Origin of the sequence: Allosphingosinicella sp., from assembly GCF_036402135.1 — a bacterium.
In the GTDB taxonomy this organism is placed as follows: domain Bacteria; phylum Pseudomonadota; class Alphaproteobacteria; order Sphingomonadales; family Sphingomonadaceae; genus Allosphingosinicella.
On the sequence record NZ_DASWTN010000003.1, the window covers coordinates 41915 to 56249 of the forward strand.

Sequence of the window (14335 nt, forward strand, 5' to 3'; positions counted from 1 at the left end):
TTCAGCCGAGTTCGATATCGGCGGGGATTGGGCGCCGGTTGGCCAGTGCCGGCACCCGCGAGCGGACCTCCTGCACCCGGTTCAGGTCGAGCTCCGCGACGCCGAGGCCGGGCTCCGGCCCCAGGTCGAGCAGGATCTCGCCCCAGGGGTCTATTACAAGCGAATGGCCATAGGTTTCGCGGCCGTCCTCGTGCCGTCCCGCCTGCGCCGCGGCGACGACGAAGCAGCTTGCCTCGATCGCCCGGGCGCGCAGCAGGACGTGCCAATGCGCCTTGCCCGTGGGTACGGTGAAGGCGGCCGGAACCGCGAAAATGACCGCGCCCGCATTACTCATTGCGCGAAAAAGATCCGGAAAGCGAAGGTCGTAGCAGATGGCAAGGCCAAGCCGTCCCCACGGGGTGTCGACCGCGACGACCCGTTCGCCCGGTTGGTAGGTCGACGATTCCCGCCAGCTCTCGCCGGCCGCCAGGTCAACATCGAACAGGTGGATCTTATCGTAGCGCGCCTTAATTTCGCCGGTGCCGTCGATGACAAAGCTCCGGTTTACCCATCGGTCGCCGCGCTCGCTTTTCAGCGGCAGCGAACCGAGATGAACCCAAATACCGCGCTTGGCCGCCGCCTCGCGGGCAAGGGCGAGCACCGGATTGTCCACTTCTGCGGTGACCTTGGTCGCCGCCCGCTCCCGCGACTGATCGAGCTGGCCCGACATTTCAGGCGCGAAGAGCATGTCGGCGCCGCGCGCGGCCGCTTCCTTGATCGCTTGCTCCAAGGCTCTGGCATTTGCGGCGGGGTCGATCCCGCTGTTCATCTGGAAAACGGCTGCTTTCATACCAGAACCCTAGTCGGAGAGGATGATCGGCGAAAGGTCTTCCGGAGCGGAGGATTTGCCGCGCTCTTCGCCCCCCGCTAAGACCCTCTCATGAGCGGCGACAAACTCACTCCAGTCATTCTGTCCGGCGGCTCCGGAACCCGGCTCTGGCCGCTCTCTACATCCGAGCGGCCGAAGCAATTTCTGCCGCTGGTCGGTGAGGAACCGCTGATCCGGCAGACCGCGGAGCGCTGCTCCAATCCCGAATTGTTCGAGCCGCCGCTGATCGTGAGTGGTGCGACGCATGAGCCGCTGGTCGAAGAAGCGCTGGCGTGGATCGATTATCGCGCCATCCTGGAGCCCGCACCGCGAAATACGGCGCCTGCCATCGCATTGGCCGCGCTCGCCTGCGCTCCCGATGAGATCCTGCTCGTCATGCCGAGCGATCATTATATCGGCGGGCCACTAGGCTTTGTGGATGCAGCGCGGCGGGCCGCTCGCCTGGCAGCCGAGGGGCGTCTCGTCACCTTCGGCCTCCGGCCGACCGCGCCGGAAACGGGCTACGGCTATGTGAAGCGGGGGGAGCGGATCGACGAGTGCGGCTTCGCCGTCGAGCGCTTCGTCGAAAAGCCGGATCTGCCAACGGCCGAACGTTTCCTCGCCGATGGCAGCTATTACTGGAACGGAGGGTTGTTCGCCTTCCGAGCGATCGTTTACCTCGAGGCGCTGGCGGCGTTCGAGCCTGCCATGCTTGAGGCGGCGGTCGCGGCGATGCAGGGGGCTCGCAGCGAGGGAAGGATCATCCGCCCGGACCAGGTCAGCTTCGAGCGCTCTCCGTCCAATTCGATCGACTATGCGGTCATGGAAAAGGCGGCAAACGTCGCCGTCGTCGAGGCGGACATGCTCTGGTCGGACGTAGGCAATTGGAACGCGCTCCATCAGGTGTCCACCCACCACGGCGACAACAGTGTCGGCGGGGATGCGCTTCTTATCGAGTGCACCGGCACGATGGCGAGGAGCGACGGGCTTCGCATCTCCGCACTGGGCGTCCGCGACCTGGTTATCGTTGCAAGCGGTTCGGACGTGATTGTTTTGCCGAGGGCCCGCGCCGAGGAGGTGAAGAAGCTTTGGGAAGCGCGGGAGCGTGGGCGTGCCGGCTGACCCGTTCACGCGCGGCTCAGCTCCGGCGTAGTTAGCGCAGGATATGGACCGAAGATCCCCTTCTCCGCCTGCCAGCCGGCGCGACTTCCTTCGTGCTTCGGCCACTGGAGCCGCAGCCACCCAATTGCTTCAATCCAGTCCGGCTCTCGCCGCCGAACCGCCTGCCGAGGCGGTTTCGCTTCGTGACTTCGGCGCGGCCGGCGATGGATCGGCCGACGATGCAGCGGCGCTCCAGAGAGCCTTGGCCCAATCCATGTCCTCCGGCCAGCCGCTCTGGATTCCCGCCGGGCGCTACCGCATTGGTCGGCCGGTCGTAATCAGGGCCGGCGATTACCCTGCTCATGCGCCCACTTTTGCACTGGGGCCCCGGATCATTGGCGCTGGAGCAGGCCGTACGATTTTCCAGGGGCTGGCGAACGCGCCGCTCTTCGACCTCGACAGCAATGCCGATCACCGAGCCCGTTTCCAGGGCGTGTTCGGCAGCCTCTTCCAAGGCTTCACCATCGCCGGAGGGGGCGACGGCATCCGGCTCCGGACGGCGCTCAACGTCACACTGAGGGACCTCCACATCCTCGGCCTCTCCGGCACGGGCGTGGAGATAGTCTGCCTCTTTGGGGACAATGACGGGTCCAACATGGTCGCGCTTGAGCAGCTGCGGGTTGAAAATTGCCGAGGCTGGGGAATCGATGCCGCGGCGGCTCCGGGCGCCAACGAAATTTCCTTCCTTCATCTCCGGCACGTCTTCGTTCAGGGTTGCGGGACAGCCTCGAGCGCCGGAGCTCCGCCGAGCGGCGGTATGAAGTGGAAGGGGCAGGTCTGTACCCTCGATCAGTGCGCCTTCACTCTCAATGAGAATTGCGCGTTTTATATACCGGGCGAGGCCGGCCTCGCGCAGACGTTGGACGTGCAGAGCACGGCTTTCGAAAACAACAAGCGGCGCCAGATCCTCTGCACGGGCATCAGCGCGTTCAAGGCGCGCAATATCCAGCTCTACAATAACGACGCTTATCCCGCGGAGGTCGGATGCGATTTCGAGGGCAGCCGGAACACCATCCGGTTCGTGGATATAGATGGTGTTGTCGTGCGGGCGACGGCGGGGAATGGCCGCTATACGGCCTTCCGCATTGGCGGGACGCATGCGGAGACCGGCAGCGCCCGCGTCCGTAACGTCGTTTGGGAAAATTTCGACTATCCCGGTCAGACTCGTTTTCAGGGCTGGCAATTCGAGCATGTCGATCAATGCTGCGACTTGCAGGCGGCGGCGGGAGGCCTGACCTTCGGCCCCGTCGGCCTGGGCAACAAGGTGCCTTTACGGCTTCGCGGCATTGGGCCGGCACCCTCCACCAGCGGCGAGTGGACGGAAGCCCACATCGAGAGCCCACTGGTCCTGAACGAGAGGCTCTCAGCGGGGCGGCACCATATCTATCTGTTCGACGACAGAAACGTGAAGCGGCTGGAGGCATCCACCACGAACCCTGCGCTCGATCCGGCGAGCGGGTATCTCGTCAAAGCGAACGACGCCAGCAAGCTTTTCGTAGGAAGCGTCGAGACTGACGGGGCCGGCCAAGTCCGAGTGGTCCGAAGCTGAGGCGGGCGGTACCCGTTTCCTACTTTTTCCGGCGAGCAAGAGCGGCTTGGCGCCTCCGCTCGCGACGGCACTGTAATGCAAAACCGAAGACGGCGGCGCCCGAGGTGATGGCGACGAGGGAAAGCAGGAAGAGAGGGGCGTTCATGACGCTTTCCTAATGGTGTGGACGCTCCGCCTCAATAGCGGGTTCGCTAGCGGCCGGAACGCAGCGCCGTGAGGATGATGCCGGTAAGGAGCATCGACACGCCCGAGGTGAACGAGGCGGCGCCGAAGATCGCGAGGAGCAGCCGCTTTCCTTCCAGGGTCGCTTCTCCCCGCATTTCAGCCGCTCCCACGGACGCCGGGACTTCCCGGACAAGGATGTTGAGATCCGGCGCGACGGTGAAGAAGCTTAGCAGGCCCAACAGCCCTCCGAGCAGGATCAGGCATATGCCAGCGATCTTCAGTGCGTCCGAAATCATGGTTCCCCTCCACTTTTCTCGCAGGCTGCCATGAAGCTAGGCGCCCGGCAACAGCGTCGCGGATCAGATGCGGCGGAGGCGTATTGAATCGAACTCGCCATCAATTCGGCTGCCTTCGCCGCCGGAGCCGATCTCAAGGTTAATCCACTGCCGCGGGCATCCCGCCGGCACGGTTATGCGTTGCGCCAGCCGCCGTCCTTGCGCGCCCACCCGAATGCCGCCGAGGCTGCGTCCGCCGATGCAGCCCACGCTCCATAAGGCCGATCCCTCACCCGATTCGGAGCGAACCGCTCCTGCAACTTCGAGTTGATAAGCGCCTGGTGCGAGTGCCAGAATCTGACGGGCGACAGTGCCGGCGCCGCCGTTGCGGGAATAAATCAGCAGGGCCCCCTGCTCGGGCGCGAGATCGGCTCCGTAGTCGGCGCCCGAGATCAGCGACCAGTCGAACGGCGGCCAAACGCTTGGTGAGGAAAAGTCGCCGTTGCGTATGGCTGCGGCCGGGGCGGAACCGCTTAGGCGAAGATACAGCCGCTCGGCCACGTTCAGTTCGCCCTTGTCGACCAATTTCGTCAGCAGCGCCGCCCGGTAATCGGGCGGGAGGTGGTTCAGCGAGGTGGGCCGTGCCAGCAGAGCCTTTGCGAAGCCGCCCGGCTGCTTCCCATCCTTGATCATATATTCGGCGAAGGGCGGCACCCATTCATGCCCCCGCGCCAGAAGACCGCCGATCGACGAGACCAGCTCATCATCGCCCAAGGCTCCGTCCAGGACCGGAAACAATATGCCTTGCGAGGAGCGCGAGGTGCGAAGGGCGATCTCATATTGGCGAAGAACCCCCGGAATGTCGTTCCGGGATACCGCTTCCTCGAGGAACCAGAGGGTGGTGATGAGGTCGCGCTTGCTCAAGTCGCGGGAGAGCTGGAACTGTCGCTTCGCCGCGGCGCGATCGCCGGCGACCTCCGCGCCGATCGCCGCGACGCGGACCCCCTTCACCGCCATAGGCTCAGATCGCAGGGCATCCAGGGCGAGTTGCCGCGCTTGCGCCACCTCCTCCTTGCGAACGTCCGCCGTGATCATGAGGCTGGCCTTGGCTGCCTTGGCGAAGCCGTCGATCGGCCAGAAGCGGAGCGCAAGCTCGGGATGACGCTCCCTCGCGGCGCCCGCCAGGCTCACCGCGACGCTGAGCCAAAGAAGGAAAAGGGCGGCAAGGACGATCAGCGCCAGGCGAACGATCTGGCGCCGCTGCCACCTCGGCCGGGCTGTGATGGAGCGTCCGCCGGACAAGCTTTAAGCGGCCTCCTCCGTCCTGCCGTAGCCATAGCCGTAACCATAACCGTAGCCGTAGGAAGCGTTCCGCTCGTCGAGCTTGGTCATGATCGCGCCGACCACGTGGGCGTTCGCCGCCCGGATCCGGTCGATCGCCGCCCGAATGCCGCGCGCCCGGACGCCATTGGCTTCCACGACGTAGATGGTGCCTTCGACGGCGGCCCCGATCAGCGGCGCGTCGGCGAGGCCGAGCACCGGCGGCGCGTCGACGATCACATTGTCGAAGTCCTGGAGCAGGCGCTCGACGAGCAGCTTCAGGCGCGTTCCGCTGAGCAGTTCGGCGGCGTTGGGGGGCTGCGGACCCGTCGTGAGGGCGAGCACGCCATCGTGCGGCGTAGCCGTCAGCAGGCCGCGCAGATCGTCCTCGCCGGCGAGGAAATTGCTGAGACCGCGGTCGTTGGACAACCCAAGCCGCCCGTGGAGCGAGGGCGAGCGCATATCGCCGTCGACCAGCACGACCTTGCGTCCGATCCGTCCCAGGATGCGCGCAAGCGCGATGCTGGACGTGGATTTGCCTTCCGCGGCGCGGGTGCTCGTCACCATGAGAGAGCGGGGCACACCATGGCTGGTGGAGAAGGCGAGGTTGGTCTGGACCGACAGATAAGCCTCGAACACCGCCGACTTCTGATCGTTGAGGTCCTGGTCGAGCGTGTCGCCTTCCACCGAGGGCACCGTTCCGAGCAGCGGAACGCCGAGGGTGGGGCTGACCTCGCTCGGATCCTTGATGCCTTCGTCGATCTGATCGAGGACGAGGGCGGCGAGCACGGCGAGCACGATGCCTGCGGCCAGAGCAAGCAACAGGTTCAGCGGCAGGTTCGGGCTGGACGGATTGTCCGGGACTTCGGCCGCGTCCACGATCGCCACCGTGTTGGAGCCGACGCCGGCGACGCCGATCTCCTTGTAGCGCTGGAGGAGGCCGTCATAGAGCTGCCGGTTCGTGTCCACTTCGCGCTGATAGATATTGTACTGGATGCTGTCGCGGCGCTGATCGACGAAGCCCTGCTTAAGCCCTTCCACCCGGGCGCGAAGCGCGTTCTCGCGCTGCACCGCCTGTGCATATTCGGCCGAGGTGCCGCCCTGGACGCGCGACTCCTCCCGGGCGATCGCCTGATCGAGCGAAGCGATCTGAGAAGCGAGCGCCCTCGCCGACGGATATTCCGGCTCGAACTGAACGAGCAGCTTTGCATATTCGCTGGCCGCCTGGGCGCGCTGCTCGCGCAGCGCATTGATCGCCGGGTTGGAGAGCACTGCGCCGCTCGCGCGTCCGGAAGCCCGCATCCGCGCCTCGGCCGCGATTCGAGCCGCCGTCGCCTCGGCCAAAGCTCTGTTCAGCGCCTCCAGATTTTCCTCGACCAGCGTCCGCTGGCTCGTGGTCCTGCCATCCGGGCTCTCGGTGCTGCCGAGCGTGATGATTTCCTTGTTCGATGCATAGCCGACAAGATCGCGCTCCGACTGCTCCAGCCGGGCGCGGAGCTGCCTCAGCCGGTCCTCGAGGAACCGCCGCGCATCGGCCGTCGAGGCGAACCGCCGCGCCAGGTTCGATTCCATGAACTGCGTGGTCCATGTGTTCGCGATCAACGCCGACATGCCCGGATCGGGGCTGGTATAGCCCACGTCCACCAGACTCGAGCCGCGGATCGGAGCGATGGTCAAGTGCTGGAGCAGGATGTCAGCGGCGCGCTGGATCCTTTGCTCGCGCTGCTGCGCCGTCACGCGGCGGGCGGGGCTGTCCTCAAGGATCGACGCATTGTCCGGATCGACATCGTAAAGGGCGAAGAATTCGGTGTTGTCACCGAGATTGAGGCTCCGCGCCACCCGCTCGGCCAGCGAGCGCGCCTTCAGCAGCGCATATTGCGTCTGGTAGAATTCCTGATCGGGAATGGGATCGTCCCGCACCACCCCCTCGACATTGGTGACGTTGTCTTCCGCTCGGCTGATCTCGATCCGGGCGGTCGCCGTATATTGCGGCGTCATCAAGAGCGTCAAGACAAGCCCTGCCAGCACCGCCAGAGTGACGATCGTCGCCATCACCCATTTCCGGCGCATGGCGATCCGCCAATATTGCACCAGCACCGGGACCTCCTGGCGCGGCTCCACGGCGATCATTGCGGGCAGGGCGGCGGGCTGCGGCCGGCCCTCGTTGATGTCGAGAAAAGTCATGCGTCTAGTGCCAGCCTTGGATCATTGCCGTTATTGGAAAACCGCGACGAGCGGAGCGCTCAGGATCGGAGACGCCTGGAGCACGTCCTTGAAAATCCGGCGTGCCTGGGAGTCGCTGACGATCACCACGTCGTTCGCGAACACTTCGGGGTCCGCATAATTGCCCTGGCGGATGGCCTTGAGGTTGTAAAGGCCGGCCATCCGCTGCCCGTTGACCGTCCTGAAGACGAGCACATTGTCGGTCTTAGCGAGCTCCGTGAGCCCCCGCGCCCGCGCAATTGCGCGCATCAGCGTCATCTTGCCGATGACGGGGTAGAGCCCGGGCTCCTTCACCTCGCCGTCGACCGTCACCACCTGGCTGACGGTCTCCTTCAGATTCACGGTCACCTGAGGATGGCGGACGTGCCGCGCGCGCAGCCGGTCCTCGATGACGGCGGCGATCTCCGACGGAGTCTTTCCCGCCGCCTCGATCGTCCCCGCAACGGGAATCGATATGCGGCCGCTCGCGTCGGTCTGGACTTCATTCTGGCTGAGATCCTCGAGGCCGAAGACGCTTACCGACAGCTTGTCGAAGGGGCCGATGAGGTACGGGCGCGTCTCGCCGTAAAGGTCCGCTCCGGTCGGCGGCGGCAAGGCGCTGTTATTCGCCATGACGATGTCCGAGCTCTCGCCGTAACGAGGCGTCGAGCACCCGGTGGCCAGGACGGCGGCCAGCGCCAGAGAAAACGCAATTCTCACAACAAAATCCAATCCGTTCGCGAAACGTGGCGGGAGTCCTAGAGGACAAGCGGCCCGAGGTAAAGAATGCAATTCGGGAGCGGCCCGGCCGCTACAGCACCTTACCTGCTTGAGACCTCTCCCTTTTTCGGCGCCATTCGGGCCGGCGATCCAAGCCAGGCGCAGGCGATGGCGAACAGGATCATGAGGAACGGCGTCCGCAGCGGGTAATCGACGAGGCTCGCCAGGAGGAGGAGCAATGTAATGACGCTGCCGAGGCGGGCGAAGCGGATGCGGCGATCCGGGGCGGCGCGCCAGGCGGATATCGACTTCACGGCCCACCAGAGAAGAAAGGCGAGGAGCAGCAGGCTGCCCGCAAGCCCGCCCTCGATCATCAGCTCGAGGAGGTCGTTGTGAGCGTGGTTCAGGTAGGACAGGCGCAGATGCTCGAACGGCTCGATCCGGCGATAGGCATGTTCGAACGAGCCGAAGCCGGTTCCGAAGGGGAAATATTCCCTCATCATGTCGGTGAGCGAGCCGAACACCCGGAAGCGAAGATCCTCGGCCAGCTTCAGGTCGAACAGCCTGTAAAAGGCGTCCGCGCGCGACAGGAACAGGGTGGCAGCAATGGCAGCTGCGACCGCGCTTCCCGCTGCAAGCAAAGCGACGATTTGGCCCCGTCGCGGCCCGCGGGCCTGGCGCGGCGGCCGCTGGTAAAAGAGCAGGCTGGTCGCAACGCCGAGCGCCGCCAGCACGACGCCGGAGCGCGAGCCGGTAACCAGGATCAGCGGCACGAGCAGGATGGCGACCCCGATGCACGCCCAGAAACGGAACCTGTGCAGGCCGGGATTGTCGGTCGGTGCCGAGGCGAGCAGCGCCAGCATTGGAAAGAGGCAGGCGAGAAGCGCCGCCTGATGATTCCGGTTCGCGAAGAAGCCGACCGCGGAGCCGTTGTTGGTCGTGCGGTAGAGATAGAGCGGTCCTTCCGGCGAGCCGATGACCTGGGCGAGCCCCATCAAGGCGCTCAGCACGGCCAGCCCAGCGAGCGCCGTCAGAACGATATAGCTTCGCTCGCTCGAAACGGCGGCGACGAGGAGCAGCGCGGCGAGCGGCGGGAGCAGAGAGACGAGGCCGTTCCACGTCCCCGAAGGAGAGAGCGTGAGCGGCCGCCATGGCTGCTCCATCCCCATTACGTTTGCGATGTCGGCGTAGAAGGCGCGGCCGGGCAGGGCCGTCCATACGGACGGCGGAAGCGGGATCAGCTGCAGGAGCATGATGCCGCCCAGCGCCAGCAGGAAGGTTAGCGGCGCGCGGATTTTTCGGAGCTGGTCGGGGAGGAGCAGAAAGACGGCGGCCGCTCCGAACAGCACGGACAGCGGCCGGATGAGGATCTGCGACTGGGCATCGGCCCGCGAAGCGCCCCCGGTCAGAAGCGCCAGCGCCAGGAACGCGCACAGCAGCGCGAGCGGGAGAAGCTCGCGCCCTTGGGAAGCGGTCTTCGGCCTCCCCGACCGGCTGTCTCTCATGGTGCGCGTCATACTGGTATCGGGTTCGTGCCTGCTGTAAGGAAGACTAACCTCGGGAGCCGAGGCCGCTCTAGGGATAGAGCCGCAAATTGATTTTGACGAGCCTTGGTGATTTTCGTAGTTTCTTCAACATTCAAGGCTGTCGGCGCCGCGTCCTTTGACGCCGATGGGCGGGGGCTCACACCCCGATCAGGGTCGATTCCGGGGATCAGATGACGATGGACCAGACAGCATCGGCGATACTGGCCTTGCCGCGCCCTGCGAAGCGCGCCATCGCCGTGGCGCTCGACGCCTTTCTTTGCGCAGTCACGGTCTGGATGGCCTTTTCGCTGCGGCTGGACGAGTGGGCGACGCTCGCGGGGGTGCAGTGGTTTGCCGTCCTCGGCTCGCTCGGCCTTGCCATCCCTATCTTCCTGAAGAGCGGTCTCTACCGCGCCATCTTCCGCTATACGGGATGGTCGGCGCTCGTCGCCATTGCCCGCGCGGTCAGCATTTACGGCGGTCTTTACGCGGCGATCTTCACGCTCTTCTCGATAGACGGGATTCCGCGTTCGGTCGGTATCATCCAGCCGATCCTGCTCTTCATCTTCGTCGCCATCTCTCGCGTCGCCGCAGGCTATTGGCTCGGCGGCGCCTATTCGGAGCTGTTCAACGGCCGCGCCCGGCAAAATGTCATGGTCTACGGGGCGGGGCTGGCGGGACGCCAGCTTGCGTCCGCTCTGACCCGAAGCGAATTGAAGGTGGTCGGTTTCCTGGACGACGATCCGGCACTCCAGGGACGCCTTCTGCTCGGCCTGCCCGTTTACGATCCCGCCACGCTTCCCTCGCTCGTTCAACGCCACGGGCTCACCGACATCCTGCTCGCCATACCGTCCGCAAGCCGTAAGCGGCGGAACGAGATATTGGACCTGGTCCGCGAACTGCCGGTGGCGGTACGAACCTTGCCGGGCCTCTCGGATCTCGCCCAAGGCCGCGTGCAGACGACGGACATCCGCGAGCTCGACGTGGACGATCTCCTGGGCCGGGAGCCGGTGCCGCCCGACGAGGCGCTGCTCCAGCAGAATGTGCGCGGCAAGACGGTTCTCATCACCGGTGCGGGCGGATCGATCGGCAGCGAGCTTTGCCGCCAGATTCTGATGGCGCACCCGGCGACGATGCTCCTCATCGAGATCAGCGAGCCCGCGCTTTATTCGATCCATCAGGAGCTTTGCGGACGGCTGGAGGACGAGGGCCTTGCGGGGACGCGGCTCGTGCCCCTCCTCGCCTCTGCGGGCGATCCGGAGCGGATGCGCGGTATCATGGCGGCCTGGCGGCCCGATACCGTTTATCACGCCGCGGCCTATAAGCACGTCCCCCTGGTGGAGCATAATCCCTGCGTCGGTGTGGCGAACAACGTTTTCGGCACGCTCACCACCGCCGTGGCCGCGCGGGAGACGGGCGTCAGCGACTTCGTCCTGATCAGCACCGACAAGGCGGTTCGGCCGACGAACATCATGGGGACCAGCAAGCGGCTTGCCGAGCAGGTGCTGCAGGCGATGGCCGCGTCCTCGTCCAAAACCCGATTCTCGATGGTGCGGTTCGGCAACGTCCTCGATTCGAGCGGATCGGTGGTGCCTCTGTTCCGCCGGCAGATCAGGAACGGCGGACCGATCACTATCACGCATCCCGACATCACTCGCTTCTTCATGACGATTCCCGAGGCAGCGCAGTTGGTGATCCAGGCAGGAGCGATGGCCGAAGGAGGCGAGGTGTTCGTCCTCGACATGGGCGAGCCTGTCAGAATAATCGACCTTGCTCGTAAGATGGTAGAGCTGTCAGGTCTGAGGGTGAAGGATGACCATAGTGCCGATGGCGACATAGCCATCGAGGTCATAGGCTTGAGACCGGGAGAAAAGCTCTATGAGGAGCTCTTGATAGGCGACAACCCGTCCGGAACAAGCCACTCTCGAATTATGAAGGCGAACGAGCATTTCTTGCCTTGGTCGAAGCTTAGCAAGGAGTTGGATTGCTTAAAGAAGGCGATAGACATCAATGATGTCGCAGAGGTGCTGAAGATATTGCTTCGCCTTGTTCCGGAATACAAACCGGAGGGGAACGTCGTCGATTGGATTCACCTTGAGCGGCTGGCGAGCTAGGATTTGATTAGCTGGTAAGATACCAGCGCTCTGCTCTTTCCAAACCGATTGCGGTCAGTGTGCCCGAAAAGAAAGCGCCGGTGTCGATCCCGATGCGGCTTACCTGCTCGTCAACGTCGTCGCTGATGCTGTGGCCATGAACTACAACATGGGAATGCGGGCCGGGATGGGTCAGGAAGGCGCTCCTGATCCACCTGAGGTCGCTGCCGTTCTGCTCCTCTATACAAAGACCCGGCCGGATGCCGGCATGAACGAAAAGATAGTCGCCCTCCTCATGCCAATTTGTGAATGCGTCGAGAAAGGCAATATGCTCTTCAGGTACATTATGCTTCACTAGCTTCGTCAGTCCATCGATGTCTGCGGCGTCATACTCCTCCTCGGTTACGCCGTAGCTCAGCAGCGTCTCCCGACCGCCGACGCGGTTAAGTAGCGTGGCGGCGCGCCGATCCCCCTCCCAAGTCCTGATAAGTATTTCCTCGTGATTCCCCTTAAGAAACACAGCAGCTGCGCCGGACGCTTTCAGCGTCATGAGTCGTTTGACAACGCCGCACGAATCTGGCCCGCGGTCGACAAGGTCGCCTAAGAAAATGAGCTGCGTTTCAGCTGGCGTCCGCCCGCGATCATCTTCCCTGATCCGCGTCAGCAAGCGATCAAGCAGATCTAGGCAACCATGAATATCGCCGATCGCATAAACGCGCCGTCCGCTTGGTATGGCGCGGACACTCGGCTGAGGGGCCGCTCTCCGCAAGATGCGCCTCAGGAGCATGGTGGGAGAGTTCCGTTCGTCTGAAGATATGACATGAAGCGCCATATAGGAGGCATTATCAACTGTGCCAGTATCGGGCAGATCTCGCGTGCAGGTCAGGGTTTCTTAAAACTGAGAAACCATTCCACAAAGCGCGGTATTCCCTCATCTATGCTCGTCTTAGGCTTGAAACCTAGTTCGGTCTGAATGGCGGTGATATCTGCGTAGGTTTCAGTGACATCACCGGGCTGCATCGGGAGTAGCTGACGAAGAGCAGGCCTGCCGCATGCCTGTTCCAATAGCTCGATCAACCGCTCCAGCTCCTCGCTCCTGTTGTTGCCAATATTGTAGAGACGGTGCGGCGAACGACTACCCCCCGCTTTCTCTTCACCATCATCGAGCGGAGGATCGTCGAGCGCCGCCATCACCCCGTCCACGACGTCGTCGATGTAAGTGAAGTCTCGCCGCATCCTGCCTTGGCCGAAAAGCTGGATTGGCTTTCCTGTAAGAACAGCTTCAGTGAAGCGCCACACTGCCATGTCGGGGCGGCCCCAAGGCCCATATACCGTGAAGAACCGCAATCCGGTCTGCGGCAGCCGATAAAGATGAGCATAACTCTCGCTCATGAGTTCGTCTGCTCTCTTCGTGGCCGCGTAGAGCGACAGCGGGTGATCGGCCCGATCTTCAACACGGAAGGGCAGCGACTGATTGCCGCCATACACCGACGATGAGGAAGCGTAGACGAGATGAGAAGAGCCTCGACGCCGGGCCAACTCCAAGATGTTCAGGTGACCCATCAGGTTCGAACGAAGATAGGCGTCGGGATTCTCGATTGAGTAACGAACTCCCGCCTGAGCTCCAAGGTGAATGATCCTATCGTAGATTTCACCCGCTTTGGACGCAAATGCTGAGTCTGCGAGATCGGCGTGGAGAAAGCGGAACCTGTCGCCAAATCGCCTGAGCTCAGAGAGCCGCCGTTCCTTAAGTGCAACACTATAGTAGTCGTTAAGGTTGTCTACGCCCACTACCCTGTCGCCGCGGGCGAGAAGCTTTTCGCAACAATGGTAGCCGATGAATCCACCTGCTCCCGTCACTAAAACTTCCATCTTCCTTCCTCCGCCACCGCCCATCGCACCGCAACGTTTCCGTGGCAACGGGTCTTCCCGAGATGTTGCGGATTAGGAACAGCCGCGTGAAAACTGCAATCTTAGCGGCGAAAGACACTAAGCCCTGCTCTAATCGAGAATTGGCGGGTTGACGATTTAGAAACAAAGGGGGCATTAGGGGCACTCCTGACGGCCCCGAATAACTGGCTTCAGAGGAGGAATGAATGTTTTCTAAAAAGTTAGGAGCGCTTGTTGCCGCGTCTCTCGTGGTTGCAACGACTCCCGCGGCTGCGCAGACTTCTGCTCGTTCGCTCAGCCTGAACGAGGATGTTCGCGCCTCGACCTCGGTGAGCAACGAGAGTGAGCTCGGCGGCGGTGGGGTGTGGGCTGCCATCCTGGGCGTTGCCCTTCTCGCCGCTTTCGTTCTCGTGGTGATTGAAGACGATGACGTGGATCTTCCCGACAGCCCGTAAATAACGCAGCTCTCGCAAGAAAAACGCCCCTGAGTAGCCTCTGGGGCGTTTTTTTTGCCTTCACCTTTCAATGCTGGTGTTTGGCGGCGAGGCTCCCGTAAGTCGATTACTCTCGTATTCGCTCCATGCTCG

12 protein-coding genes are annotated in these 14335 nt (G+C 63.4%); 4 read left to right on the forward strand and 8 right to left on the reverse strand.

Features of this window, described 5'->3' with window-relative positions; translation table 11 throughout:
• Position 1: 1 nt before the first annotated feature.
• Positions 2–829, reverse strand: a complete 828-nt coding sequence (locus VGD10_RS01150) for a carbon-nitrogen hydrolase family protein (RefSeq protein WP_331038954.1) — start codon at positions 827–829, stop codon at positions 2–4.
• A 90-nt stretch (positions 830–919) separates the two neighbouring features.
• Between VGD10_RS01150 and VGD10_RS01155 the strand changes: the two genes are divergently transcribed.
• Both VGD10_RS01155 and VGD10_RS01160 read left to right on the forward strand, forming a co-directional pair.
• A complete protein-coding gene (locus VGD10_RS01155; protein ID WP_331038955.1) occupies positions 920–1969 on the forward strand; it encodes a mannose-1-phosphate guanylyltransferase in 1050 nt (349 codons plus the stop codon).
• A 43-nt stretch (positions 1970–2012) separates the two neighbouring features.
• Entirely contained in the window at positions 2013–3557 is a 1545-nt protein-coding gene (locus VGD10_RS01160) for a glycosyl hydrolase family 28-related protein (protein WP_331038956.1), read from the forward strand.
• A 191-nt stretch (positions 3558–3748) separates the two neighbouring features.
• On the opposite strand, the gene VGD10_RS01165 is transcribed toward VGD10_RS01160, so the two are convergent.
• The 5 genes from VGD10_RS01165 to VGD10_RS01185 all read right to left on the reverse strand — a co-directional run bounded on the left by VGD10_RS01165 (position 3749) and on the right by VGD10_RS01185 (position 9744).
• Complete coding sequence (locus VGD10_RS01165) at positions 3749–4018, reverse strand: hypothetical protein (protein ID WP_331038957.1); 270 nt, start codon at positions 4016–4018, stop codon at positions 3749–3751.
• A 63-nt stretch (positions 4019–4081) separates the two neighbouring features.
• Positions 4082–5299, reverse strand: a complete 1218-nt coding sequence (locus tag VGD10_RS01170) for a hypothetical protein (RefSeq protein ID WP_331038958.1) — start codon at positions 5297–5299, stop codon at positions 4082–4084.
• A gap of 3 nt (positions 5300–5302) precedes the next feature.
• A complete protein-coding gene (locus VGD10_RS01175) occupies positions 5303–7501 on the reverse strand; it encodes a polysaccharide biosynthesis tyrosine autokinase (RefSeq protein ID WP_331038959.1) in 2199 nt (732 codons plus the stop codon).
• Positions 7502–7531: 30 nt separating this feature from the next.
• Positions 7532–8152 (reverse strand): polysaccharide biosynthesis/export family protein, encoded by a 621-nt coding sequence (locus VGD10_RS01180; RefSeq protein WP_331038960.1) that lies wholly within the window; start codon positions 8150–8152, stop codon positions 7532–7534.
• Positions 8153–8340: 188 nt separating this feature from the next.
• A complete protein-coding gene (locus VGD10_RS01185) occupies positions 8341–9744 on the reverse strand; it encodes an O-antigen ligase family protein (protein WP_331038961.1) in 1404 nt (467 codons plus the stop codon).
• A 212-nt stretch (positions 9745–9956) separates the two neighbouring features.
• Between VGD10_RS01185 and VGD10_RS01190 the strand changes: the two genes are divergently transcribed.
• Complete coding sequence (locus VGD10_RS01190) at positions 9957–11879, forward strand: nucleoside-diphosphate sugar epimerase/dehydratase (RefSeq protein ID WP_331038962.1); 1923 nt, start codon at positions 9957–9959, stop codon at positions 11877–11879.
• Between the two features lie 7 nt (positions 11880–11886).
• Here VGD10_RS01190 and VGD10_RS01195 read toward each other — a convergent pair whose 3' ends face one another.
• Entirely contained in the window at positions 11887–12690 is an 804-nt protein-coding gene (locus tag VGD10_RS01195; RefSeq protein WP_331038963.1) for a metallophosphoesterase family protein, read from the reverse strand.
• 50 nt (positions 12691–12740) lie between these two features.
• A complete protein-coding gene (locus VGD10_RS01200; protein WP_331038964.1) occupies positions 12741–13730 on the reverse strand; it encodes an NAD-dependent epimerase/dehydratase family protein in 990 nt (329 codons plus the stop codon).
• A gap of 224 nt (positions 13731–13954) precedes the next feature.
• Here VGD10_RS01200 and VGD10_RS01205 point away from each other — a divergent pair, with 224 nt between their 5' ends.
• Positions 13955–14203, forward strand: a complete 249-nt coding sequence (locus tag VGD10_RS01205) for a hypothetical protein (protein ID WP_331038965.1) — start codon at positions 13955–13957, stop codon at positions 14201–14203.
• Positions 14204–14335: the final 132 nt, after the last annotated feature.

What these genes read in the sequence shown, in the direction of transcription:
- VGD10_RS01150 (WP_331038954.1), bottom strand. Translation starts at nt 829, where the DNA reads ATGAAAGCAGCCGTTTTCCAGATGAACAGCGGGATCGACCCCGCCGCA.
- VGD10_RS01155 (WP_331038955.1), top strand. Translation starts at nt 920, where the DNA reads ATGAGCGGCGACAAACTCACTCCAGTCATTCTGTCCGGCGGCTCCGGA.
- VGD10_RS01160 (WP_331038956.1), top strand. Translation starts at nt 2,013, where the DNA reads ATGGACCGAAGATCCCCTTCTCCGCCTGCCAGCCGGCGCGACTTCCTT.
- VGD10_RS01165 (WP_331038957.1), bottom strand. Translation starts at nt 4,018, where the DNA reads ATGATTTCGGACGCACTGAAGATCGCTGGCATATGCCTGATCCTGCTC.
- VGD10_RS01175 (WP_331038959.1), bottom strand. Translation starts at nt 7,501, where the DNA reads ATGACTTTTCTCGACATCAACGAGGGCCGGCCGCAGCCCGCCGCCCTG.
- VGD10_RS01180 (WP_331038960.1), bottom strand. Translation starts at nt 8,152, where the DNA reads ATGGCGAATAACAGCGCCTTGCCGCCGCCGACCGGAGCGGACCTTTAC.
- VGD10_RS01185 (WP_331038961.1), bottom strand. Translation starts at nt 9,744, where the DNA reads ATGAGAGACAGCCGGTCGGGGAGGCCGAAGACCGCTTCCCAAGGGCGC.
- VGD10_RS01190 (WP_331038962.1), top strand. Translation starts at nt 9,957, where the DNA reads ATGACGATGGACCAGACAGCATCGGCGATACTGGCCTTGCCGCGCCCT.
- VGD10_RS01195 (WP_331038963.1), bottom strand. Translation starts at nt 12,690, where the DNA reads ATGGCGCTTCATGTCATATCTTCAGACGAACGGAACTCTCCCACCATG.
- VGD10_RS01200 (WP_331038964.1), bottom strand. Translation starts at nt 13,730, where the DNA reads ATGGAAGTTTTAGTGACGGGAGCAGGTGGATTCATCGGCTACCATTGT.
- VGD10_RS01205 (WP_331038965.1), top strand. Translation starts at nt 13,955, where the DNA reads ATGTTTTCTAAAAAGTTAGGAGCGCTTGTTGCCGCGTCTCTCGTGGTT.